Here is a 21,819-nt window from a genome sequence, read left to right on the forward strand (position 1 = left end):
GCGGGGCGGATCGGGCGCGTCAGGCGCGCGCGGTCGCGCCGCCGAAGTCCGCCAGCGGGTCGTCCATCGACACGACCGGGCCCTTGCCGAGGCGGGCCGCGCGGAGCGCCTGCGACTCCTCGGGGGACAGCGCCTCCAGCGGGTAGCCGTCCCGGACGACCTTGGCGTAGGTGCGGGTCTCGGTGCGGCCGTTGATCGAGCTGACGACGACGCCGTCGCCGGTGGCGTTCAGCAGCGCGAGCGAGAACGAGCGGTGCCCCGACATCTCCTTCAGCGCGTCGTAGTGCACGATCGCGAGGTCGCGGAGGGCGTGGTCGTCGACGGCGCCGCTCGCCACCTGGAGCTGGCGGCGGAGCACCTCGGCGCACTCCTCGACGACCTGGTTGACCCGGTTGTGGGCCACCACCGCGACGGACAGGCCGGCCAGGCCGGCGATCACGCCGGCGACGGCCACGGCGACAAGCATCACGGGGCGAGCGTACCGACCCGCCCGGCCCGGCGCGAAGGATCTTCATGATCGTTACCCGGGCGGAGCCGCCGGTAGAGCCACCCGCCCAGCACGAACAGCATCGCCAGGGCGAGGAGGCCGAAGGCGTCCTGCACGACTTTGCCCACCCCGCGCAAGGGGATCGGGTGCCCGCGGCCGGACAGTGCCGCGCCCCACCACGGCAGCGGGAACAGGAACGCGACCCAGAGCGCGACCGCGAGGACGCTTCTGCGCGTGTCCCGCCCATCGCCGAGCAAAGCCCCCAGCACCGCGATCATCCAGACCAGGTGGTGCATCCAGCCGACCGGCGAGAGCAGCACCGACAGCAGCCCGGTGATCGCGACGCCGGCCAGCAGCGCGCTGTAGGCGTCCGGGCCGGCCGCCGGGTCGGCGGCGCGCAGCAGGTCGGTGCCGCGCGCCGGGCCGGGCCGGACGGGCGCGGCGAGGCCGTCGGCGAGGACGGTGAGGCGCCGCGCGTAGCGGAACCCGATCACGGCGACGGCGAGGACGAGCGCGAGCCAGACGAGCGAGCGGACCGGTCCCTCGGGCAGCAGCCGGGCGATCATCCCGTTGATCGCCTGGTTGGTGGTGCCGTCCACCGCGCCGGTCCGGTCGCCGCCCTGCAGCAGCGCCCCGAACCAGTAGTCGACCGAGTCCTGCGGCAGCAGCGCGAACCCGAACAGCGCGATCGCGCCCGTGGTGAGCAGCGCGTTCACCGCCGCGTCGCGCCGCCCGGTGATCCAGAAGTAGATCAGGAAGACGCCCGGCACGAGCTTCACCGCGATGGCGATGCCGACGAGCAGCCCGCGCGGCCAGTACGCGGTGCGCGCGCAGGCGTCCGCGACGCAGAGCGCCATGAGGAAGAACCCGACCTGCCCGAACCGCATCTGGTCGGACGCGGGCCAGAGCCAGGCCGCCGCGCCGACGAGCGCGCCGGTCGCGACCGGCGACCAGCGGCCGGTGCGCGCGACCAGGTCCCGGAACGCGTACCGGACGATCACCGCGAGGGCCAGGTACATGAGCAGCGTCCACGTCCACTGCGCGGCCTTCCACGGCAGCAGCGTGAAGGGGACGGCGAGCAGCGCCGCGAACGGCGGGTAGGTGAACGGCAGGAACTGCGGCGGCTGGGTGAGCACGTCGTAGAGCGGCGCGCCGCGCAGGACGGCCCTGCCGCCCTCGCGGTAGACCTCCAGGTCGACCAGGCGCTGGTCGGGCGGGCTGTGCAGCCACTTGAGCACGATCGGGGCGACCGCCGCCACGGCGACCAGCACCCCGAGCACCTGGATCCACCGGCCCGCGGCACGCCCCCCGCCGGCCCCGCTTCCTGCACGCATGCGCCCCATCCTGGCGCAGCCCCGAGAGAACACGGTAAGCACGCCCCCCAGCCACGCACGCGAGTGCGCTACCTGCCCGGCGGGGCGAAGCCGGAGGCGAGCCCCGCCGGGCAGATCGCGAAGCGATGTCGCACTCGCCCCCGGGAACGGACTCAGCGCGAGCCGCCAGGCGAGCGCTGAGCCGAGCCCGCGATGAACCCGTACCCTTGCGCGCATGGCACATGCGGGGGCGAAACCGTACACGTGGGCCGGCGTGCTCGCCGGGCTGCTGCTCGCGGTCGCGGCGCTGGTCCACCCGGCGCCCGCCGCGGCGGAGCGGCGGTCGCTGTCCGGCCACACCGTGATCGTCGGGGTGCCGGCGCTCATGTGGAGCGACGTGTCGCCCGAGCGGACGCCCGCGCTGTGGAAGCTGGCCGGGGCGGGCGGCACGGCCGGGCTTTCGGTGCGCGCGACCCGTCCCGGCACCTGCCCGACGGACGGCTGGCTGACGCTGTCGGCCGGGCAGCGCGCCCGGCTGGAGCCCGGCGACTGCGTGCTGCCCGCCGCGCCCGAGACGCAGGGCGTGACGCGGACCGGCACCATCGCGCCCGGCTGGACGCAGATCGTCGCCGACAACGAGCGCACCTCCTACCACGCGCAGGTCGGCCTGCTCGGGACGGCGGTGCACGGAGCGGGCGGCTGCACGTTCGCGGTCGGCGCGGGCGCCGTCTACGGCGTCGCCGACGGCGCCGGCCGCGTCGACCGCTACGCCCCCTCCACCGACCGGGTCGCCCCCGCCGACTGGACGACCTGCAGCCTGTCGGCCGTCGAGGTCGACGACCTGTTCCGCGCCTACCAGGCCGCCGGGGTGGACGCCGCGGGCCAGCCGAACAACGTGGCGGCCGGCGTGCGCGCGAAGGCCGTGGCCGCCGCCGACCGGCGCGTCGGGCAGGTCCTCGCGCAGCTCCCGAAGGACGCGACCGTGCTGGTCGCGGGCCTGTCCGACACCGGGCAGCAGCCGCACGTGCGCCTCGCGGCGGCGTCCGGGAAGGGGTTCCCGGCCGGGTTCATGTCGTCGGGCGCGACCCGCCAGCGCGGCCTCGTCACCCTCACCGACCTGACCGCGACGGCGCTGGACCGGCTCGGTCTGAAGCAGCCGAAGGAGGCCGTCGGGTCGGTCTGGGAGTCACACCGCGACGGCGGGAGCGTCGCCGCCAGGGTGGACACGCTGCGCGACGAGGACACCGCCGCCCAGGCCATCCGCGGTGTGCAGGGCTCGTTCTTCTGGATCCTCGCGCTCTTGCAGGCCGCCGTATACGGCGTGGTCTGGCTGCTGCTGCGCGGCCGGGACGCGCCGGGCCTGCGGCGCCGCGCCCTCGGCGTCGCGCGGATCGCCGCGCTCGCCGCCGCGTCCGCGCCGGTGGCGTCGTTCCTGGCGGGCCTCGTGCCCTGGTGGTCGGCGCCGCGCCCGACGCCGGTGCTGGTAGCCGCCGTCGCCGCGTTCAGCGCGCTGATCACGGGGCTGGCGCTCGCCGGGCCGTGGCGGCGGTCGGCGGTCGTGCCCGCGCTGGCCGTCACCGCGACGACGGTCCTCGTCCTCGCGCTGGACGTCATGACCGGGTCGCGGCTGCAGATGAACTCGCTCATGGGCTACAACGCGCTCGTCGCGGGCCGGTTCTACGGGTTCGGGAACCAGGCGTTCTCGCTGTTCGCGGTCGCGGCGGTGCTGACGGCGGCGTGGCTGGCGTCCTATCCGCTGCGCGCGGGCCGCACGCGCCTGGCCGTCGTCACCGTCGCGGCCGTCGGCGCGTTCGCCGTGGCGGTGGACGGCTTCCCGCTGTGGGGCGCCGACTTCGGCGGCGTCCTCGCCATGGTGCCGGTGTTCGCGGTGCTCGCCCTGATGGTCGCCGGGCGCCGGGTGTCGGTCGTGAAGGTGGCGGTGTTCGCGGCCGTGGCCGTCGCGCTCGTCCTGGCGATCTCCTACGTGAACGCGCGGAGCGCGAACCCGACGCACCTCGGCAAGTTCTGGCAGGACCTGGCGAGCGGGGACGCGTTCGGCGTCGTCGCCCGCAAGTTCGAGTCGATGCTCGGCAGCCTGGACTTCTGGCCCGTGACGGTGCTGCTGGCGGTCGGGCTCGTGCTGCTGTACCGGGTGCTGGCGGTCGGCCGGCCCTGGCGGCCGGACCTGCTGGTGCGCGCCTACGACGCGTGCGCGACGATGCGGGCCGCGCTGCTCTGCGCCCTCACCGCCGGCGTCCTCGGCACCCTCGTCAACGACTCCGGCGTGATCATCCTGACGGTGGCGTTCACCGCGGCGGTGCCGCCGGCGATCGCGGTCGTGCTGCGGTCGCTGGAGCGGTCCGGCGGGCCCGCAGGCACTCCCGCACGAGAGCGGCCAGCACAGCGGTCAGGATCAGCGGGATGACGGCGGACCGCAGCACCGGCACCAGCCAGTGCAGCCCGCCGGGCAGGCCGATCCGCTCGGGGGCGCGGGCGGGCAGGTAGGCCAGGCTGAGCGCGCCGGTGTGCGCCAGCAGGACCGCGTCGAAGCGGGACCAGGGCAGCAGCGCGAGCAGCGCCCAGCCGAACCCGTCGTACCAGGGCAGCTCGTAGGGCGCGGTGAACAGCCAGGCGAGCACCAGCGCGGCGGCCGCCCGCCGCTCCCCGCCGTCGCCGGCGTCGGGCAGCGCCCGCCCGAGCAGCACGACGAGGACGGCCAGCAGCGCGTATGCGACGATCTTGACGAGGGTGCGGTTCCGGACGAGCACGGCGAGCAGGTGCCACGGCGTCGCCAGGGAGATCATGTCGCTGGCGGCGGTCACCTGGTCGAGCGCGTGCGGGCCGGCGAGCGCGTACGCCCCGCCCGCCACGACGACCGCGCCCGCGAGCAGCGCCGCGAGCTGCGTCCACCGGCGCGCGCGCAGCAGCACCCAGACGGGCCCGCCGCCGACGAATGCGGCGGGCAGCTTCACCACGGCCCCGAACCCGGTCAGCGCACCCGACGCAAGCGCGCGCGGCCAGGACGACCGGGCGTGGAAGACGCCGAGTGCGGCGACCATCGGCGCGATCGCCAGGACGTCGTTGTGGCCGCCGGCGACCAGGTGGAACAGCAGCAGCGGGTTGCACGTCCACAGCAGCGCCGCGCGCAGCCGCCCCCGCCCGTCGCGGGCGAGCCGGTGCAGCAGCAGCGCCGCCAGCGCGAACGCCGCCGCGTTCATGACCGACAGGACGAACACGGTGAGCCGCACCGAGTCCCCGCCGATCCGCGACGCGAGCGCCTGTGCGGCCGTGGTGACCGGCCCGTACACCGACGGGGTGTCCCGCCACTCCTCCGCCGCGCCGATCACCGGGTCGCCGGGGACGTCGTTCGCGGTGGTGGCGTACGGGTCGTGCCCGGTGGCGGCCATCCGCCCGTAGGAGGCGTAGTTGAGGTGGTCGGCCGACCCGACGGGCGGCATCAGCGCGAACGCGGCCGCCGCGACCAGGCCCGCCGCGACGAGCGGCCGCGCCCGGCCCTCCCAGCCGCGCCGCACGGCCCGGAAGCACAGGGCGAGCCCGAGGACGCCGGCGAGGACGCCCGCCGCGACCAGCCCGACGACCAGGTACGGCGACGGGTGCGCGTGCAGGGAGAAGGGCGGCTGCCCCGCCGGTCCGGGCAGGGCGGGCTGGAACGCCGACGGGCCGAGCAGCGCCGTCAGCAGGAAGCAGCCGAGGCTCGCGCCGATGGCGGCGAGCCCCGCGCGCGGGGTCACCGTAGGCGGGAGGTCAGCCGCGCCACGGCGGGCTCGCGGGTGGCGAGCGCGCGCGCGACGTCGCGGAACTGCCGGGCGCGGTGCAGCTGCGCGCGCCAGTCGGTGCCGGTGGCGCGGTGCGCGAGGGGCACCTCGACCTCCTCGACGCGGAAGCCCTGCCGGACGAGGTCGATGGTGAGGGCCGTCTCGACGCCGAACCCGGCGGCGAGCGGGCGGGCCGCCTCGAACGCGGCGCGGGTCAGGCAGCGCTGCCCGTTCAGCGGCGCGGCCGCCGCGAACCCGGCGGCGCGGCGGATGCCGTCGCGCGACAGGCGGACCACGAAGCCGTGGCCGCCGAGCTTCACCGTCGTGGTGAACACCGCGATCGTCATGTCGGCCTTGCCGGCGAGGACGGGCTCGACGAGCGGCCCGGCGTCCGCGGCGGTCGCGCCGAGGTCGGCGTCCAGGAACAGCAGGTGGCGGGGCGCCAGGCCCGGCCCGTCGAGGAGCGCGGCGGCCTCGGCGCCGCTCTCCATCGCGGCGCCCTTGCCGCGGTTGCGGCTGTGGCGCACCACCTTGGCGCCCGCCTCGCGGGCGGCGCGGGCGGTGCCGTCGGACGAGCCGTCGTCGACCACCACGACCAGGCCGGCGCCGGGCAGCGTCGCGGCCGCCTCCACCGTGGCCGCGATGCGGTCCGCCTCGTCCTTGGCCGGGATGATCACCGCTACGTCCTGCATGGGTGCGATCGTAGTGGGCCGCGGCCGGTCGCGGCCCGCGCGGCGGGGCCGCGCGGACCGCTAGATGCGGGTCAGCCCGCGTCCAGCGCGGGCACGGCCGCGGTCACGGAGAACACCGTGTCCAGGCCGGTGACCTGCAGGATGCGCCGCACCGCCGGGCGCGGCGCGGCCAGCTCGAAGACCCCGCCCCGCTCCTTCACCCGCTTCATCGCGGCGAGCAGGACGTTCATGCCGGTCGAGTCACAGAACTCCACCCCGCTGAGATCCACCACGATGCGGTCCACCTGGTCGCGGAGGAGGGCCGCCAGGGCGGCCTGCAGCCGGGGTGCGGTGTACAGGTCGAGTTCGCCGTTCGCTGTGACGACGGCGTGACCTCCTTGAGACGCGGTCGAGACGTTTAGCTCCACGCCCGGCACACTATCGGGCGCGCGGCCCCCGGGCCAGGGAGACGCCCAAGTCCCGTGTGGCGCGGGCGTGTCCCGGGCGAGCCGCCCACCCGCACCCCCGGCACGCTTCGCGTACTACGCCCCGTGATGGGGCTTTCACCGGCCCGCGGAGTCCCCGATTCGGCTGCCGCCCCGTCCCGGAGTGAGAGACCCTGAGCGGGCGAGGGCAGCGGGACGGCGACGGGGTGGGGTGGGCCGCGGATGACGAGGGACGGCCGGGGCGGCGACCCCCGCGAGGCGCGGGTCCGCGAGCGCCTGGACGCGCTCCGGGCGCGGGCGCAGAAGGCCACCTGCTGGCGCTCGGCGACCGCCTACCTGGCGCGGCTGGTCGGCCGGTCGGGGACGGTGCCGGTGCGCACCCGCCTCGCCCGCGAGGACCTGGCGTTCCTGGCCGGCGCCCGCGACGACGTGCTCGCCTTCACCGGCCTCGCCGGCCGGCTGCTCGACCTGCACCGGCCGCAGGACGCGGGCGGCATCACCAGCGATCCGCAGAGCCCGATCCGCCGCTGCCGGGCCTGCATGTGGCGGTGGCCCTGCCCGACGTTCCGCGCCATCGACGAGGCGCTGGACCGCTGAGCAGGGCCACCGGGGCTCCGGGCGCCGCCGCGCCGGTTCGCGCGGCGGCGGGCCGGGTCTAGTAGGTGTTGCCGAGCACGTAGCCGAGGTAGGCGGCCTTGCCCTTCACGCCGAAGGCGTTCGGGATGTAGGCGACCGAGACGACCGGGCGGATGCCCGTCGACCTGCCGATGAACGTGGTGAGGGTGCCCTCGGAGCCGTTCTCGTTGCGGACGCCCACCACCAGATCGGCCTTGCCGTCCTTGGTGAGGTCGCCCAGCGCCACGCTCCAGCCGAAGTGGTCGCCGGCCTCGGCGCCGCCGGGGACGCCCTCGGTGGCCTGCGACACCCACTGGGAGCCGGCGCCGGTGAGACCGCTCGGCGAGCCGAGCAGCAGGTAGGCGCCGCCGGCCGCGGCCGCCGTGCCGACCTTCACGCCGGGCGCGCCGATCGCGAGGTCGGCCTTGCCGTCGCCGTTGACGTCGCCGGCCGACAGGCTCGCGCCGAACAGGTCGCCGGTCGCGCGGCCGCCGGGGACGCCCGCGGTGTCGGCGTTGATGACGGTCCTGGCGCCGGTGAGGCCGTCCGCCGAGCCCTTGTAGACGACGACCTGGCCGCCGAGGTGGCCCGAGTCGCCGTAGTTGCCGACCGCGACGTCGCCGTAGCCGTCGCCGTCGAAGTCGCCGGCCGCGACCGGCCCGGCCTGGCCGAGGACCGAGGAGGACGCGGTCAGCGTGTCCGGGTCGCCGTCCTTCGGCCCGAGGACCCACACGCCGCTCTGGCCGGGGGTCGGGTCGTCGGCGGTGACGATGGCGCTCGGGTAGGTCTTGCTGTCGACGTAGCCGCTCGCGACCTTCAGCGTCGGGTAGGTCTCGGCGGCGCGCGCCGCGCCCTTCCAGGCGGGCCGGGCGCCGCGGTGGCCGGTGGCGACGCGCCCCGTGCGGGACGCGGCGGCGGCGGACGGCTCGAACCCGAACCAGCCCCAGCCGTACTTGGCGACGCCGGAGTAGGAGAAGTCGGCGTAGCCGCCGCGGTTGAAGTCGCCGGCGGCGAGGCTGAGGCCGGCGCGGGTGCCCGAGCCCCAGCCGGGGCCGGACGAGATGGCCGAGGCGTAGGTGGACAGGCCCGACCTGGTCCCCCAGAAGATCGTCAGGCTGCCGGAGTTCGTCCAGCTCCCGGCGTCCTCGTCGGGGGCGGAGACGACGAGGTCGGCGTAGCCGTCCTTGTCGAAGTCGGCCGAGGCGACCGCGTAGCCGAAGTGGTCGGCGGCCTCGGCGGTGCCGGGGACGTTGGCGGTGTTCTGGGACAGCACCTGGTGCTTGGCGCCGTTGACGCCGTGGGAGTCGCCGTAGGCGACGGTCACGAAACCGGCCGCCTTGACCTTGCCGACGGTGCCGAGGGGGCTGCCGGCGACGACGTCGCGGTAGCCGTCGCCGTTGAAGTCGTAGGGCTTCGCGGCGGTCGCGGCGGACGCCGCGGTCGGGGAGAGCAGCGCGAGGCCGAGGGCGCCGACCGAGGTCGCCGCCAGGGCACGGGAGACAGGACGCAAAGGGGTGTACCTCCGTGGGCGCGCGTCTCTTCGACGCGCGGTACAACGGGAGACGCGCCCCGTTCGATCTTGGTTTACCGGGATTTCCGGCGAGCCGCCCCGCGAGGTCATCCGCCGAGCAGCGCGCCCAGCCGCGCGCCCTTGCCGCGCGCGCCGAACGCCGCCGCCGCCAGGGACGCCGCCCCGCTCGCCGTCATGCCCTTCGCGCCGCCCCGGACGTACACGACGCCGCCGTCGTCGCGCTGCTCGCCGGGCGTCCCGGCGGTGAGGTCGGCGCGGCCGTCGCCGTCGTGGTCCAGCAGCGCGACGCCCGCGCCGAGGCCGGCGGTGGCCCGCGCCGAGCCCGGCACCCCGGCGGTCGCCCGCGAGAACGCCTGCGCCCGCGCGCCGGTCAGGCCGGACGCCGACCCGAACAGCACGAACGCCCAGCCGGCGTCGTAGGCGCGGCCGACGTCGCCGAGCGGCATCCCGACGGCGAGGTCGGCGCGGCCGTCGCCGTTCGCGTCGCCGACCGCGAGCGACGCCCCGAACCCGTCCCCCGCCTTGGCGGTGCCGGGCACGCCGGGCGAGTTCAGGTGCAGGTCGTAGGACCCGGCGAGCCCGAACGGGCCGCCCCGGTGGACGCGGACGGTGCCGCCCACCCACGGCGAGTCGTAGGTGTCGCCGGTGACGACGTCGGCGCGCCGGTCGCCGTCGAAATCGCCGATCGCGAGGGCGTGCACGGTCGTGTAGGTGGTCTGCCCCCTGGTGAAGCCGCCGTCCGCCGTGCCGTAGAAGACGGTGAAGCCGCGCCGGTGCCCGACCTCGGAGTCGTCGTGGTCGTACCAGGCGTAGGCGACGTCGCCGCGCCCGTCGCCGTCGACGTCGCCGGACGCGATCCAGGAACGGTCCACGTCCTTGGCCGACGCGGCCCGCGCCGCGGGCACCTGCGCGGCCTTGGCGCTCCCGCCGAAGGACAGCCAGGTGTAGGTGCTCGTGCCGGGGACGGTCACGAACAGCTCGGGGGAGCCGTCGCCCTGGATGTCGCCGGTGGCGAGCGCCTCGCCGAACCGGTGGCCCTTCGCGCCGCCCCGCTCCCCGTACGCGGTCGCCCTGCCGAGGCCCTTGGCCGAGCCCCACAGGACCGTGACGCTGCCGGCGCCGCCGTTCTCGCCCGGCGCGCCGACGGCGAGGTCGGCGTACCCGTCCCGGTCGAAGTCGGCGGAGGCGAGCGAGGCGCCGAACCGGTCGTTCTTCTCGGGGGCGCCCGGCACGGCCGAACCGGCCTGGCTCAGGGTCCTCTTCGTGCCGAAGCCGCCCTTGGCGCCGTAGGCGACGCCGACGAACCCGGCCGCGGACGCCGTGCCGACCTTGCCGCCGGGGCTGCCGGTGGCGAGGTCGCGGCGGCCGTCGCCGTTGAAGTCGTAGGGGCGGGCGGCGGGGCGGGCCGCCGCCGTGGCGGGCGCGGCGGCGAGGCCGAGCACGAGGCCGGCGGCGAGCGGGACGGTGAGGGGAGCGGCGAACCGGGCGCGCACGGGGGACCTCCAGGTCACGGCGGCCTATCGCACGCCCTGTCCAATGAACGGGACAGGACGCTACCGTGCGTAAGTGTCCGCTGATCTACCGTGACGCGGCGCACATCAGCGGCGTCTTCGCAGGTCAGGCGACCTGGGGCAGCAAGCGGTTACCGACCGGTAATGACGTAGATCACCGATGCGTCCCCCGTCACATCCCCGGTCGCGTCCCCGCCCCGCCGCGCTCAGGCGAGCAGCGGCAGCGCCACCTCGAAGCGGCAGCCCGGCCCGCTGTTGGCCACCCCGATCTCGCCCGCGTGCGCCTCCACGATGCCGCGCGCGATGGCGAGCCCGAGGCCCCCGCCGCCGCCCGGCGTCCGCGCCGCCTCCCCGCGGAAGGCCACGTCGAAGACGCGCGGCAGGTCCTCCTCGGGGATGCCGCCGCAGGCGTCGGCGACGCTGACGAGCGCGCGCCCGTCCCGCGCCTCCCCGACGATCCGCACCGTCCCGTCGCTCGGGGTGTGCCGGATCGCGTTCACCACCAGGTTGCGGAGCGCCCGCCCGAACTCGGCCGCGTCCACCCGCACCGGCAGGCCGCCCGCCACGTCCCCGCTGATCCGCACGCCCTTGGCGCGGGCGAGCGGCTCGGCGCCCGCGACGGCCTCGGCGACGAGGTCGGCGAGGCCGACCCGCCGCTCGGACAGCCGGAGCGCGCCCGCGTGGATGCGCGACAGCTCGAACAGGTCGTCGACCAGCTCGGCGAGCCGCTCCACCTCCACCCGCATCCGCCCGTGGTAGCGGTGCGCGGTCGCGGCGTCGTCGACGACGCCGTCCTCCAGCGCCTCGGCCATGGCGCGCAGCCCGGCGAGCGGCGTCCGCAGGTCGTGGCTGACCCAGGCGACGAGCTCGCGGCGGCTCGCCTCGGAGTCGCGCAGGCGCGCGTAGGCGGCGTCCAGCTCGCGCGACAGCTCGGCCAGCTCGGCGGGCAGCCGCGCGTCCGGCCGCCGGAACTCCGCCGCCCGCACCGCCTCCACCAGCGTCCGCGCCGACCGCACGAGGCGCCGCCCGAGCAGCACCGACACCGCCATCGCCACGGCCCCGGCGGCGGTGACGACGGCGAGCACCACCGTCAGGTCGTGCCGGTTGATCAGCATCATCAGCGAGATGACGACGACGCCCGACACCGTCGCGAGCACCGTCGCGGCGCCGACCACGGCGAGCTGGACGGCGACCGACCGGTCCCGCCAGAGGTGCAGCAGGCCGAGCCCGGCGGCGGCGACGGCGGCCGCCGCGACCGCGGCGTACCAGGCGACCCAGAGCAGGTCCTGCGGGGAGATCACGCGTCCGCCGGCTCGTACCGGTAGCCGACGCCCCACACCGTGACGAGGCGGCGGGGCGCGGCCGGATCCGCCTCGATCTTCTCCCGCAGCCGCCGCACGTGCACGGTGACCGTCGAGGTGTCGCCGAACGACCAGCCCCACACCCGCTCCAGCAGCTCCTCGCGGGTGAGCACCCGCCGGGGGTGGCGCAGCAGGTGGGCGAGCAGGTCGAACTCGCGGGCCGTCAGGGCGAGCGGGACGCCGTCCAGCGCCGCCTCGTGCGCGCCCGCGTCCAGGACGAGGCCGCCGTCGCGGAGCCGCCCGCCGCCCGGCCGCACGCCGCCGCGCGCCCGGCGCAGCACCGACCGCACCCGGAGCGCCAGCTCGCGCGGGCTGAACGGCTTGGTCACGTAGTCGTCGGCGCCGATCTCCAGGCCGGCGAGCCGGTCGGTCTCGGCGCCGAGCGCGGTCAGCATCACGATCGGGACGGCCGACGCCGCGCGCAGCCGCCGGCACACCTCCAGGCCGCCGAGGCCGGGCAGCATGAGGTCGAGCACGACGAGGTCGGGCGGGTCGGCGAGCGCGCGGGCGAGCGCCCGCCGCCCGTCGGCGAGGCACTCGACGGCGTGCCCGTCGCGGGTCAGGTAGCGGGCGACGACCTCGGCCACGGTCGGGTCGTCGTCCACCACGAGGACCCGGCCGGCCGCCGCGTCCCCGGAGGCTGCGGTCATGCCCGCCACGCTACGCGCGCCCCGCACCGCCGCCGGGGCGCGCGGCCGTTCCGTCACCGGGCCGTAAGGACCCCGCCGGGCGGTCGCGATACGGGCGTGCCGGGCGGTGCCCGATTGTCGACCGATTCCCCTGACACGAGACAAGGGGGATGTGTCGGGGCGTATTGCTCGCTTTAATGGCCGGATGGTGCAATCCCGACCGGCTCCCGCCCCCTCGCCGGGCGCCGCGATCGTCGCGGTGCTGTTCGGCGGAGCCCTCGCCACGGCCGTCGCGTTCGTCCTGGTCCTGATCTTCGATCTCGCGGTGCCCCACCTGTCGATGAGCCTCGGCGCGCTGAAGAGCCTCCGCAACGGCGTGCTGCTCGTCCAGGCGCTGCTCGTCGGGGGCATCGTCGGCTTCGCGCTGCTGCTCGCCAGGGCGCGGGCGCCCCTCGGCCTCATCGCCGGGCCGGTCGCCGCCTTCGTCGCGAACGAGGTCGCCGAACTGCTCTACTACTTCGGCTACCTCACCCTGTGGCGGCACCTGAGCTTCGCCCTGGCGAAGTCCTTCTACACGTCGAGCTGGACGCACCTCACCCCGTTCACGCTGCTCACCATCGTGCTCGGGCCGCTCGTCGCGCTGCTGCTGGCCTTCCTCGCGTCGCGGCGGGCGCCGGCCGCCGGGTCCGCGCCGCGGCCCGGCCCGCAGTGGGGCCCGCAGCCGCCGTACGGCGGGCAGCCTCCCTACGGCGGACGGCCGCCGTACGCGGGGCAGCCGCCTTACGGCGGCCCGCCCGCGCCGCCGTCCGGCCCGTCCTACGGGAACGTGCCGCCCCCGCCGGCCTAGGGGACCGCCCCTGAGGGGGTATCAGGGGGAAGGTCGTCCCCGGGTGTGATGACGGTGGCGCCGGCGGCCCATACCGTTATGGGCATGGCTCGAACAATCCTCACCATCGCCGGAATCGTCCTCGCCGTCTGGCTCCTCTTCACCGTTCTCGGCTGGGTCTTCGCGCTGCTGAAGTTCTTCCTCTTCGTCGGCATCGTCGCCGTCATCGTGATGCTCGTCGTCAAGCTGGTCGCGAAGAGCCCCAGAACCTAGTAACCAACCCCTTGCACCGGTATCGCCCGGCGCCCGATGATGCGCAGACAGCCTGGCGCTCCGACGGCGAAGGAGTAGTACCGTGCCCGTCCTGACCGATCTGCTGCGCGAGCGGGCGCGGCAGCACCCGGACCGCATCATCTTCCACGCCGGTGACGAGAGCGTCACCTACGCCGAGTTCGACGCCCGCGCGGACCGGGTGGCCGCCGCCCTCGCCGCGGCCGGCGTCGGGCCCGGCGACCGGGTCGCGGTGCTCGACAAGAACTCGGTCGAGTACCAGGAGGTGCTGTTCGGCGCCGCCCGCGCCGGCGCCGTCCAGGTCCCGGTCAACTACCGGCTCGCCCCCGACGAGGTCGCCTACATCGTCGACAACGCCGAGGCCAAGGTGCTGGTCGCCGGCCCGGAGTTCACGCCCGTGCTGGACGCGGTCGCGGACCGGCTGAAGCACACCGGCCTGCTCCTCGTCGCCGGCGGCGAGGGCCACGCCTACCGCGACTACCGGTCCTGGGTCGAGGCGACCGGGACCGCCCCGCCCGACCACCGGGCCGACGGCGGCGACGTCTTCGTGCAGCTGTACTCCTCGGGCACGACGGGCCGCCCCAAGGGCGTCATGCTCACCCACGACAACTTCCTGTCGGTGCTGCCGCTCATCGACGACCTGTGGGCGATGGGCGAGCACACCGTCCTCATGGTCGCGATGCCGATGTACCACGTCGCGGGCTGCGCCTGCGCGGTCGCCATCGTCTTCAAGGGCGTGACCGGCGTCATCGCCCGCGAGCCCGACCCGGTCGCGATCGCCGCCGCGATCGAGCGGCACGCCGTCACCCACATCTTCCTCGTGCCGGTGCTGCTGCAGTTCATGCAGCTGATGCCCGAGGTCGCCGCGCACGACCTGTCCAGCCTGGAGCTGCTGCTCTACGGCGCCTCGCCGATCAGCGACGACGTGCTGCGCGGCGCGATGGCGATGCTGCCCGGCTGCCGGTTCATGCAGGTCTACGGCCTCACCGAGACGACCGGCGCGATCACCTACCTGCCGCCCGAGGACCACGACCCCGACGGCCCGCACCCCGCGCGGCTCCGCAGCGCCGGCATCCCGAACCCGATGGTGGAGCTGCGCATCGCCGACCCGGCGACCGGCGAGGACGCCGCGGCGGGCGAGGTCGGCGAGATCTGGTGCCGCACCCCGCAGAACATGCTGGGCTACTGGGCGCTGCCCGAGGCGACCGCCGCCGCGCTCCCCGAGGGCGGCTGGTTCCGCACCGGCGACGCCGGCTACCTCGACGCCGACGGCTACCTCTACATCCACGACCGGGTCAAGGACATGATCATCTCGGGTGGGGAGAACATCTACCCGGCCGAGGTCGAGAACGTCCTCATGGGCCACCCGCAGGTGGCCGACTGCGCCGTCATCGGCGTCCCGGACGAGCGCTGGGGCGAGACGCCGAAGGCGATCGTCGTGCTCGCCGGGGACGCCGACGCCACCGACCGCGACCTCATCGACCACTGCCGCGAGCGCCTCGCCCACTTCAAGTGCCCGTCCAGCGTGGAGCGGCGGGACGCGATCCCGCGCAACCCCACCGGCAAGATCCTCAAGCGGGAGCTGCGCGCGCCCTACTGGGAGGGCGAGGACCGCGCCGTCCACTGACGGGCGCCGCCGCCGGGCGCCACTGACGGGCGCCACTGACGGGCGCCGCCGCCGGGCGCCGCCGCCGGGCGCCGCCCGCTCAGCGGAAGCTGACCAGCGCGGCGACGGGCCGGTGGTCGGACGAGCGGACCGGCTGATCCGGCACCTCGCACGACATGGCGGTGTCCTTCGGGACGAACAGGTAGTCGCTCTTGGCGACGGCGCGCCCCGCCGCGTCCTGCAGCGTCTTCGCGGCGCGGCTCCGGGGCCCCTGGTCGCACTCGGCGCGGTCGCGGTAGAGGACGTCCAGCGGGGCCGCCGTCGGCGCGTCGGTGAGGTCGCCGCCGACGATGGCGCGGCCGCCGCCGGCGAGCTCGGCGAGCCGGCCGGTCTGCTTGCGGCGCCAGGCCCCGGACGGGTCCTCGGCGGTGCCGCTCAGCTGGACGGTGCAGAGCCGGGTCTGCCACGCGGCGACCGTCCCGCAGAGCGCGGTCCGGCCGTGCCCGGCCGGCGCCGGCAGCGCGGGCGACTCCACGTTGTCGATCTTGCCCTGGACGCCGAGCGCGACGCCGGGGCGGCCCTGGCCGTTCGCGCAGGCGCGGGTGCCGCCGGAGGCGGCGAACTCCCAGGTCCAGCCGTGCATGGCGGCGGTCTTGCCGACGGCGACGACGGTCGCCGAGCACACCTCCTGGAGGAGGACGGCGTTCGCGCCGACCCTGCGGCCGCCGACCACGGTGCCGGCGATCTGCTGGGAGATGCGCCTCGCCAGCTCGGCCGGGCGGGCGCCGAGGGGGCAGCCGGGCCGGACGTCGCCGCAGACGTTCCACGTCAGCGCGGTGAGGGTGACCTGCTCGGCGGCGGGGCGCTCCTCGTCGCCGAGGCCGGGGACCGAGCCCTTCTCGATGGCGGCGCCGGCGCCGGCGAACGCCACGATGGCGCCGGCACCGCACACGGCGAGCAAGGGGATCAGAGCGCGGGGGGCTCGCACACATGCTCCAGATGGGTGAATCAGGGAAGGTGGATCAGGGAAGGTGGATCAGGGAAGGCGGATCCAGCGGGGGCCGCCGGGAAATCTCATCACACAAGATCCATTGCCGCCAGCGTTTCGCCGCGCCGGGCCCGCCGCAGCAGCGCGAGACCGATCCCGGCACCGGCGAACTGGAACCCCGCGATCGCGAGGAACAGGCCGCCCGGCCCGATCGTATCCGCCGTGAGGCCGGTGAGCGCGGCGCCGAGCGCGGACGCGCCGATCTTCAGGCTGCCCGCGGTGGTGTTGACCTGCCCGAGCCGCTCGGCCGGCGCCTCGCGCTGGCGGAGCATCAGCGTCGCCGCGAACACCGGCCCCTCGGCGGCGCCCGCGACCGCGAACACCGCGAGCGCCCAGCCGAGCGACGGCATGGCGGGCAGCAGCGCGAGGGCGCCGCCGAACCCGGCGAGGCCCGCGAACAGCACCGGCAGCGCCGCCCGGACCGTCAGCCACCGGCTGCACGCGAGCGACCCGGCGAGCGCGCCGGCCGAGAACGCCACGAGCAGCTGCCCGCCGCCGCTCGCCGGCGCCCCGAACCGCTCGGCGAGCAGCACCGACGACACCGCGACGCCGCCGAACCCGAGCCAGGCGAGCGTCGTCGCGACGGTGAAGGCGCGCAGCACCGGCAGCCGCGCGAGGACCGCCAGCCCGCCGGTGACCACCTCGCCGAGCCCCGGGCGCGCGGCCGGCCCGCCCGCCGGCCCGGGTCCGGGCACGCGGACGAACGGCAGCGCCGCGAGGCCGAGCGCCGCCGCGACGACCATCGCCGCGCCCGCGTGCGCCCCGCCGTACAGGGACGCGACGACGGCGGCGAGGCCCGGCCCGGCGATCGAGGCGACGTCGTAGCTGGCGGCCTCCAGCCCGTAGGCGCGCGGCAGCAGCGGCGCCGGGACGAACCGCGGCAGCAACCCGCTCAGCGCGACCACCACCGGCTCGGTCAGCCCGACCGCGACGGCGGCGACGGCGGCGACCGCGAGCGGCGCGGCGCCGGCGAGCGCCAGCAGCAGCGCGGCCGCCGCGACGTACCCGGCGGCCATCGCGACCGCGACCCGCCCGGGGCGCGCGACCCGGTCCAGGAGATGGCCGGCGACGGGGCCGCTCAGCACGTACGGCAGCGTCATCGCCGTCTGCAGGAACCCCGCCGTCGCGGCGTGCCCGGTCCGCGCGGCGACCGCCAGGACCAGGGCCGTCGCCATGCCCTCCGCCGAGATGCGCAGCGGGGTGGCGGCGGCCAGGTGAACGGGCAGGGACGCGCCGGAGCGGGGGCGGTGCATCCCTGCATGGTGGCATGAGGGGCGATGACGGCACGTCCGCCCGATAGGTAACGATCAGTGCCGCTTAGACTGGTCCGGGTGATGGACAACACGACCCACGAGCACCGCGTCACCAGCGAGGTGGGGCGGCTCCGCACCGTGATGCTGCACCGGCCGGGCGCCGAGCTGAAGCGCCTCACCCCGCGCAACAGCGACAAGCTGCTCTTCGACGCGATCCCCTGGGTCGGCCGGGCGCAGGAGGAGCACGACGCGTTCGCGCAGGCGCTGCGCGACCGCGGCGTCGAGGTCCTCTACCTCGCCGAGCTGCTCCAGGACGCCCTGGAGTACGGGGAGGCCCGCGCCCGGGCGATCGCCGACGTCACCGCCGACCCGCGCTGGGGCGACCAGCTCCGCCGCGCCGTCACCGGCTACCTGGAGGACCAGGACCCCGAGCACCTCGCGCACGCCCTCATCGCCGGGCTCGCGCACGAGGAGCTGAAGGCCGGCCACGGCCTGGTCTACCGGCTGATGGACCGGCTCGACTTCATCATCGACCCGCTGCCCGGCCTGCTGTTCACCCGCGACAGCAGCGCCTGGATCGGCGACCGGGTCGCGGTGACGAGCCTGGCGATGCCGGCCCGCCGCGCCGAGTCGGCGATCACCGGGCTGATCTACCGGCACCACCCGCGGTTCGCCGGCGCGGGCCCGGTGTACGACCCGTCGCTGGAGCACCTGGAGGGCGGCGACGTGCTGCTGCTCTCGCCGGGCGTGCTCGCCGTCGGCACCGGCGAGCGCACCACCCCGGCGGGCGTCGAGCGCCTGGCCCGGCAGGTGTTCGGGGCGGGCCTCGCGCACACCGTGCTCGCCGTCCCGATCGCGCAGGAGCGCGCGACGATGCACCTGGACACCGTCTGCACGATGGTCGACATCGACACCGTCGTCATGTACCCGCCGGTCGCGCACTCGCTGACCGCCTACGCCGTCACCGCCGCGAACGGCGACCTGGACGTGGCGCCCGAGCGCCCGTTCCTGGAGGCCGCCGCCGACGCGATGGGCCTGGACCGGCTGAAGGTCATCGACACCGGCCTGGACCCGGTCACCGCCGAGCGCGAGCAGTGGGACGACGGCAACAACACCCTCGCCATCGCGCCGCGCCTCGCCGTCGCCTACGAGCGCAACATCGAGACGAACGCGCAGCTGGAGGCGTTCGGGATCGAGGTCATCCGGATCAGCGGCAGCGAGCTCGGCAGCGGCCGCGGCGGCCCGCGCTGCATGTCCTGCCCCATCCTGCGCGACCCGCCGCCCGCGCCCTGACCTGCCATGACGCGCGCGGCCCCGCACCGGATCGGTGCGGGGCCGCGCGGAAGCTGGCAGCTCGGGCGGTACCGACGGGGGCACGGCAGCGCCCGAGCTTGGGTGGACCCTACAAGGTCATGACATGTCAGGACCAGCCGGGGTGCGCCCGGATGTCGCGGAGCGGTCCGCGGCGGGCCCGGCCTCAGCCCGGGTAGGCGCGGGACGTGGTCTCGTGCCGGGGCCGGGTCGCGAGGTCGTCGGGCTCGTCCGGGACGTCGGCCAGCTCGGCGAACTCCGGGATCGCGGCGTGCGCGGCGACCGGCGGGACGGTGCGGCGCGCGTCGCCGTGCCGCGGCGCGTCGAGCGTCGCCCACACGGTGGTCGCGCCGTCCTCGTGGCGGACGCCCCAGTCGCGCGAGAGCGTCTCGACGATGCCGAGGCCGCGGCCGCCGAGCGAGGACAGCGTCCCCGGGCCGCGGCGCGGCTCGGTGGAGGCGCCGCCGTCGCTGACCGCCAGCTCCAGCAGGTCGCCGCGGTGCGCCCAGGACAGCCGGACCTGCCCCGACGGGAGCGGGCGGGCGTGCCGCAGGGCGTTGCTCAGCAGCTCGCTGACGATGACGTTGGCGTCGTCCACGGCCGTCTCGGGAACGCCCGAGGCGGTGAGGTCGGCGCTGAGCCGGCGGCGGGCGGCGGACACGCTGGACGCCGCGTGCGGCAGGAGTACGACGCTCGACGTTCTCACCTCCCCGTGATCGCGGCTGCGGCTGCTCGGACGGGCTCCGGCACCGCTCTTCCGGTACGACCGAAATGCCCGGTAACTGGGGACCGGAAACATGCCGGAAACCGGCCGCCGGTGCCGTGACGTGCGCCGCGACGTGCGCAGAGCCAGCCGGACACGGCGCTCACCCCCGTACACAACAGCCAACGGAACCCCATCCTCAACGGAAACCCAAGAGGGATCTATCCACCCTGGCGCGGATTACTCCTCCGGCAGGCGTTTCGTCCGTCACATCGACGGATCGCCGATTTTTCGCCCCGGGGTCCACCCCGCCCGCCGCCAAGATCGCGCAAAGGCCCCCCGCCCGCCCCCCGCCGCCCATGACCACCCGGTCGCCCTCCGTCGAGATGCGGCGTGTTGGCCTCTGGGAGCGCTCCCAGAGGCCAACACGCCGCATCTCAACCGCGGGTGACCGGGCGGTCGTGGACGGGGCGGCGGCCGGCGCCGTCCGGCGCGCGCCGCTCCGCCCGCCCGAGCGCGAGGCGCATCACCGTCCCCGGACCGCCCTCCGGGCCCGCCGGGAGCGCGGTGACGGCGCCGCCCTGCGCCTCGGTCAGCCGCTTCACGATGTAGAGGCCGAGCCCGACGCCGCCGAACCGGCGCCGGTCGCCCGCCTCGCCCTGCACGAACCGCTCGAAGACGCGCTCGTGGTCGCCCGGCGCGATGCCGATCCCCTCGTCCTCCACGGTGACGACGAGGCCGTCGCCCTCCGCGCGGGCCCGCACCCGGACGGCGCCGCCGTCCGGCGAGTACTTGAACGCGTTCTCCAGCAGCTGCCCGAGCACGATGTCGGTCGCCATCGCGTCGCCGCGCGCCGCCGGCAGCCCCGGCTCGACGTCCAGCTCCACCCGGTGCAGCGCCGACAGCGACCGGAAGCCCGCGACGACGCCCTCCAGCACCCGCGCGAGGTCGAACGGCTCGATCGCCACCCGCGGCTCCTCGGCGCCCGCCCGCGACCCGAGCAGCAGGTGCTCGACGAGCCGGCCGAGCGAGCTGGCCCGCTCGGCGATCGTCGCGACGGCGTCGCGGCGCGCGTCGTCGGCCATCTCGTCCCAGCGGCCGACGAGCGTCGCCGCGAAGCCCTGCACGACGGTGATCGGGGTGCGCAGCTCGTGGCTGGTGGTGGCGAGGAACAGGTCCTTGGCGCCCTCCAGGGCCTTGGCCTCCGACACGTCGCGGAAGTCCACGACGAGCTCGCCGGTCTCCTCGATCTCGGCGGCGAGCACGTTCAGCCAGACGCCGGGCGCGTACTCCAGCGTCCGCATGCGCCCCGGCTCGGGCGGGTCGAACGGCAGCCGCCGCCCGAGCGCCTCCCCGGACGGGACGCCCGTCAGCAGGTGCGCGGCCGGGTTCCACTGGCAGACGCGGCCGCCGGGGTCCAGCACCGCGATGCCGTCGGCACTGGAGTCGATCACGGCGCGCTCGTGGGCGCGCTGCCGCACCACCTCGGCGTAGGCGACGGCGTTGCCGACGGCGACGCCGGCGTGCCCGGCGAGCAGCTCCAGCAGCTCCAGCTCGACGTGCCCGACGCGGCGGCCCGAGAACAGCGCGTACAGCGCGCCGTACGGCCGGTTCTGCAGGTAGGACAGGCCGAGCGCGACCGTGTGCAGGCCGGGCAGCTCGGACCAGACGAGGTCGCCGAGGAGCCGCTCGCCGCCCGCGAGCTTCACCGTCTTGCCGGTGCGGAGCAGCTCCCCGACGAGGCTCGGCCGCAGCTCGGCGACCGTGCCGCGCATCCGCTCGGGCAGCCCGGCCAGGCTGACCAGCCGCAGCCGGTCGCCCTCGATCCGCACGAACCCGGCGGCGTCCGCGCCGGTCAGCTCGATCAGCGCGGCGGTGATGCGGTCCAGCACCGTCGCGAGGTCGAGCTCGGTGTTCAGGTCGGCGACGATGTCGTTCAGCCGCCGCACGAGGCGAGCCCGCTCGGCCATGTGGTGCTGGACGGCCTCGTCCTCGCGGACCGGGTGGTAGACGCCGACCCAGCCGAGGTGGCCGCCCGCCGCGTCCTTCAGCAGCGCGGTGTCGATCCGCACGTCCACGAGGCGCCCGTCGCGGTGGAAGCGGCGGGTCGCGATGGAGATCCGCCCGCCCTCGCCGGAGCGGCGGGTGAGCAGCCGCTCCTGCACGGCGTTGTGCTCGGCCTTCAGCTCGTGCGGGACGAGCGGCGGCACCCGCCCGAGCATCGCGGCGGCGGGCCAGCCGAACATCCGCTCGGCCGCCGGGTTCCACACCGTGACGCGGCCCCGCCGGTCCACCGCGATGATCGCGTCCGCCGCGCTCTGCAGGACGGCGCGGGCGATCGGGTCGTGATCGTCGGGCGGGTCGCCGGGGGCGTCGTCGGGGGCGTCGTCGGGAGGCACGCCTGTCATCGTGCCACCGGATCGGGGGGCGGCGCGGGGCAA

General features: G+C 75.9%; 19 protein-coding genes. 6 read left to right on the plus strand and 13 right to left on the minus strand.

Features of this window, described 5'->3' with window-relative positions:
• Nucleotides 1-19: 19 nt before the first annotated feature.
• Both K1Y72_RS05180 and K1Y72_RS05185 read right to left on the minus strand, forming a co-directional pair.
• Nucleotides 20-466, minus strand: a complete 447-nt coding sequence (locus K1Y72_RS05180) for a DUF4446 family protein (protein WP_220164463.1) — start codon at nucleotides 464-466, stop codon at nucleotides 20-22.
• On the minus strand, nucleotides 466-1,821 hold the full coding sequence (locus K1Y72_RS05185) for a glycosyltransferase 87 family protein (RefSeq protein ID WP_220163752.1): 1,356 nt from the start codon (nucleotides 1,819-1,821) through the stop codon (nucleotides 466-468). The genes K1Y72_RS05180 and K1Y72_RS05185 overlap by 1 nt, the downstream gene beginning before the upstream one ends.
• A 214-nt stretch (nucleotides 1,822-2,035) precedes the next feature.
• On the opposite strand from K1Y72_RS05185, the gene K1Y72_RS05190 reads away from it, so the two are divergent.
• Nucleotides 2,036-4,225: a hypothetical protein gene (locus tag K1Y72_RS05190; RefSeq protein ID WP_220163753.1), complete on the plus strand. Its 2,190-nt coding sequence runs from the start codon at nucleotides 2,036-2,038 to the stop codon at nucleotides 4,223-4,225.
• Here K1Y72_RS05190 and mptB read toward each other — a convergent pair.
• The 3 genes from mptB to K1Y72_RS05205 form a co-directional block, all read right to left on the minus strand.
• Nucleotides 4,107-5,552, minus strand: coding sequence for a polyprenol phosphomannose-dependent alpha 1,6 mannosyltransferase MptB (mptB, locus tag K1Y72_RS05195; protein WP_220163754.1), 1,446 nt, complete (start codon nucleotides 5,550-5,552; stop codon nucleotides 4,107-4,109). The genes K1Y72_RS05190 and mptB overlap by 119 nt on opposite strands.
• Nucleotides 5,549-6,268 (minus strand): glycosyltransferase family 2 protein, encoded by a 720-nt coding sequence (locus tag K1Y72_RS05200; RefSeq protein ID WP_220163755.1) that lies wholly within the window; start codon nucleotides 6,266-6,268, stop codon nucleotides 5,549-5,551. The genes mptB and K1Y72_RS05200 overlap by 4 nt, the downstream gene beginning before the upstream one ends.
• 71 nt (nucleotides 6,269-6,339) lie before the next feature.
• Entirely contained in the window at nucleotides 6,340-6,675 is a 336-nt protein-coding gene (locus K1Y72_RS05205) for an STAS domain-containing protein (protein WP_220163756.1), read from the minus strand.
• A 240-nt stretch (nucleotides 6,676-6,915) separates the two neighbouring features.
• Here K1Y72_RS05205 and K1Y72_RS05210 point away from each other — a divergent pair, with 240 nt between their 5' ends.
• The gene (locus K1Y72_RS05210; protein WP_220163757.1) at nucleotides 6,916-7,290 is read left to right on the plus strand and encodes a hypothetical protein; all 375 of its coding nucleotides are present in this window, start codon (nucleotides 6,916-6,918) and stop codon (nucleotides 7,288-7,290) included.
• A gap of 58 nt (nucleotides 7,291-7,348) precedes the next feature.
• Here K1Y72_RS05210 and K1Y72_RS05215 read toward each other — a convergent pair whose 3' ends face one another.
• From K1Y72_RS05215 to K1Y72_RS05230, 4 genes are all read right to left on the minus strand, one after another.
• Nucleotides 7,349-8,818 (minus strand): FG-GAP and VCBS repeat-containing protein, encoded by a 1,470-nt coding sequence (locus tag K1Y72_RS05215; protein ID WP_220163758.1) that lies wholly within the window; start codon nucleotides 8,816-8,818, stop codon nucleotides 7,349-7,351.
• A gap of 107 nt (nucleotides 8,819-8,925) precedes the next feature.
• Nucleotides 8,926-10,350, minus strand: a complete 1,425-nt coding sequence (locus K1Y72_RS05220) for an FG-GAP-like repeat-containing protein (protein WP_220163759.1) — start codon at nucleotides 10,348-10,350, stop codon at nucleotides 8,926-8,928.
• A gap of 206 nt (nucleotides 10,351-10,556) precedes the next feature.
• Nucleotides 10,557-11,651: a sensor histidine kinase gene (locus K1Y72_RS05225; protein WP_308286909.1), complete on the minus strand. Its 1,095-nt coding sequence runs from the start codon at nucleotides 11,649-11,651 to the stop codon at nucleotides 10,557-10,559.
• A complete protein-coding gene (locus K1Y72_RS05230) occupies nucleotides 11,648-12,361 on the minus strand; it encodes a response regulator transcription factor (protein WP_220163760.1) in 714 nt (237 codons plus the stop codon). The genes K1Y72_RS05225 and K1Y72_RS05230 overlap by 4 nt, the downstream gene beginning before the upstream one ends.
• Before the next feature lie 184 nt (nucleotides 12,362-12,545).
• On the opposite strand from K1Y72_RS05230, the gene K1Y72_RS05235 reads away from it, so the two are divergent.
• From K1Y72_RS05235 to K1Y72_RS05245, 3 genes are all read left to right on the plus strand, one after another.
• On the plus strand, nucleotides 12,546-13,187 hold the full coding sequence (locus tag K1Y72_RS05235) for a hypothetical protein (protein ID WP_220163761.1): 642 nt from the start codon (nucleotides 12,546-12,548) through the stop codon (nucleotides 13,185-13,187).
• 84 nt (nucleotides 13,188-13,271) lie between these two features.
• Nucleotides 13,272-13,439, plus strand: a complete 168-nt coding sequence (locus K1Y72_RS05240) for a hypothetical protein (RefSeq protein ID WP_220163762.1) — start codon at nucleotides 13,272-13,274, stop codon at nucleotides 13,437-13,439.
• Nucleotides 13,440-13,521: 82 nt separating this feature from the next.
• Nucleotides 13,522-15,084, plus strand: a complete 1,563-nt coding sequence (locus tag K1Y72_RS05245) for a long-chain-fatty-acid--CoA ligase (RefSeq protein WP_220163763.1) — start codon at nucleotides 13,522-13,524, stop codon at nucleotides 15,082-15,084.
• Between the two features lie 79 nt (nucleotides 15,085-15,163).
• Here the strand turns inward: K1Y72_RS05245 and K1Y72_RS05250 are convergent, their stop codons facing one another.
• Together K1Y72_RS05250 and K1Y72_RS05255 are read right to left on the minus strand one after the other, a co-directional pair.
• Nucleotides 15,164-16,015, minus strand: coding sequence for an exonuclease/endonuclease/phosphatase family protein (locus tag K1Y72_RS05250; protein WP_308286910.1), 852 nt, complete (start codon nucleotides 16,013-16,015; stop codon nucleotides 15,164-15,166).
• A 125-nt stretch (nucleotides 16,016-16,140) separates the two neighbouring features.
• Nucleotides 16,141-17,364, minus strand: a complete 1,224-nt coding sequence (locus K1Y72_RS05255; RefSeq protein WP_220163765.1) for an MFS transporter — start codon at nucleotides 17,362-17,364, stop codon at nucleotides 16,141-16,143.
• Between the two features lie 81 nt (nucleotides 17,365-17,445).
• Between K1Y72_RS05255 and K1Y72_RS05260 the strand changes: the two genes are divergently transcribed.
• Nucleotides 17,446-18,657, plus strand: coding sequence for an arginine deiminase (locus K1Y72_RS05260; RefSeq protein WP_220163766.1), 1,212 nt, complete (start codon nucleotides 17,446-17,448; stop codon nucleotides 18,655-18,657).
• A 184-nt stretch (nucleotides 18,658-18,841) separates the two neighbouring features.
• Here K1Y72_RS05260 and K1Y72_RS05265 read toward each other — a convergent pair whose 3' ends face one another.
• The gene (locus tag K1Y72_RS05265; protein ID WP_308286911.1) at nucleotides 18,842-19,381 is read right to left on the minus strand and encodes an ATP-binding protein; all 540 of its coding nucleotides are present in this window, start codon (nucleotides 19,379-19,381) and stop codon (nucleotides 18,842-18,844) included.
• Nucleotides 19,382-19,815: 434 nt separating this feature from the next.
• Entirely contained in the window at nucleotides 19,816-21,777 is a 1,962-nt protein-coding gene (locus K1Y72_RS05270; RefSeq protein WP_308286912.1) for a sensor histidine kinase, read from the minus strand.
• Nucleotides 21,778-21,819 lie beyond the last annotated feature (42 nt).

Source organism: Actinomadura parmotrematis, from assembly GCF_019458805.1.
GTDB classification, from domain to species: domain Bacteria; phylum Actinomycetota; class Actinomycetes; order Streptosporangiales; family Streptosporangiaceae; genus Spirillospora; species Spirillospora parmotrematis.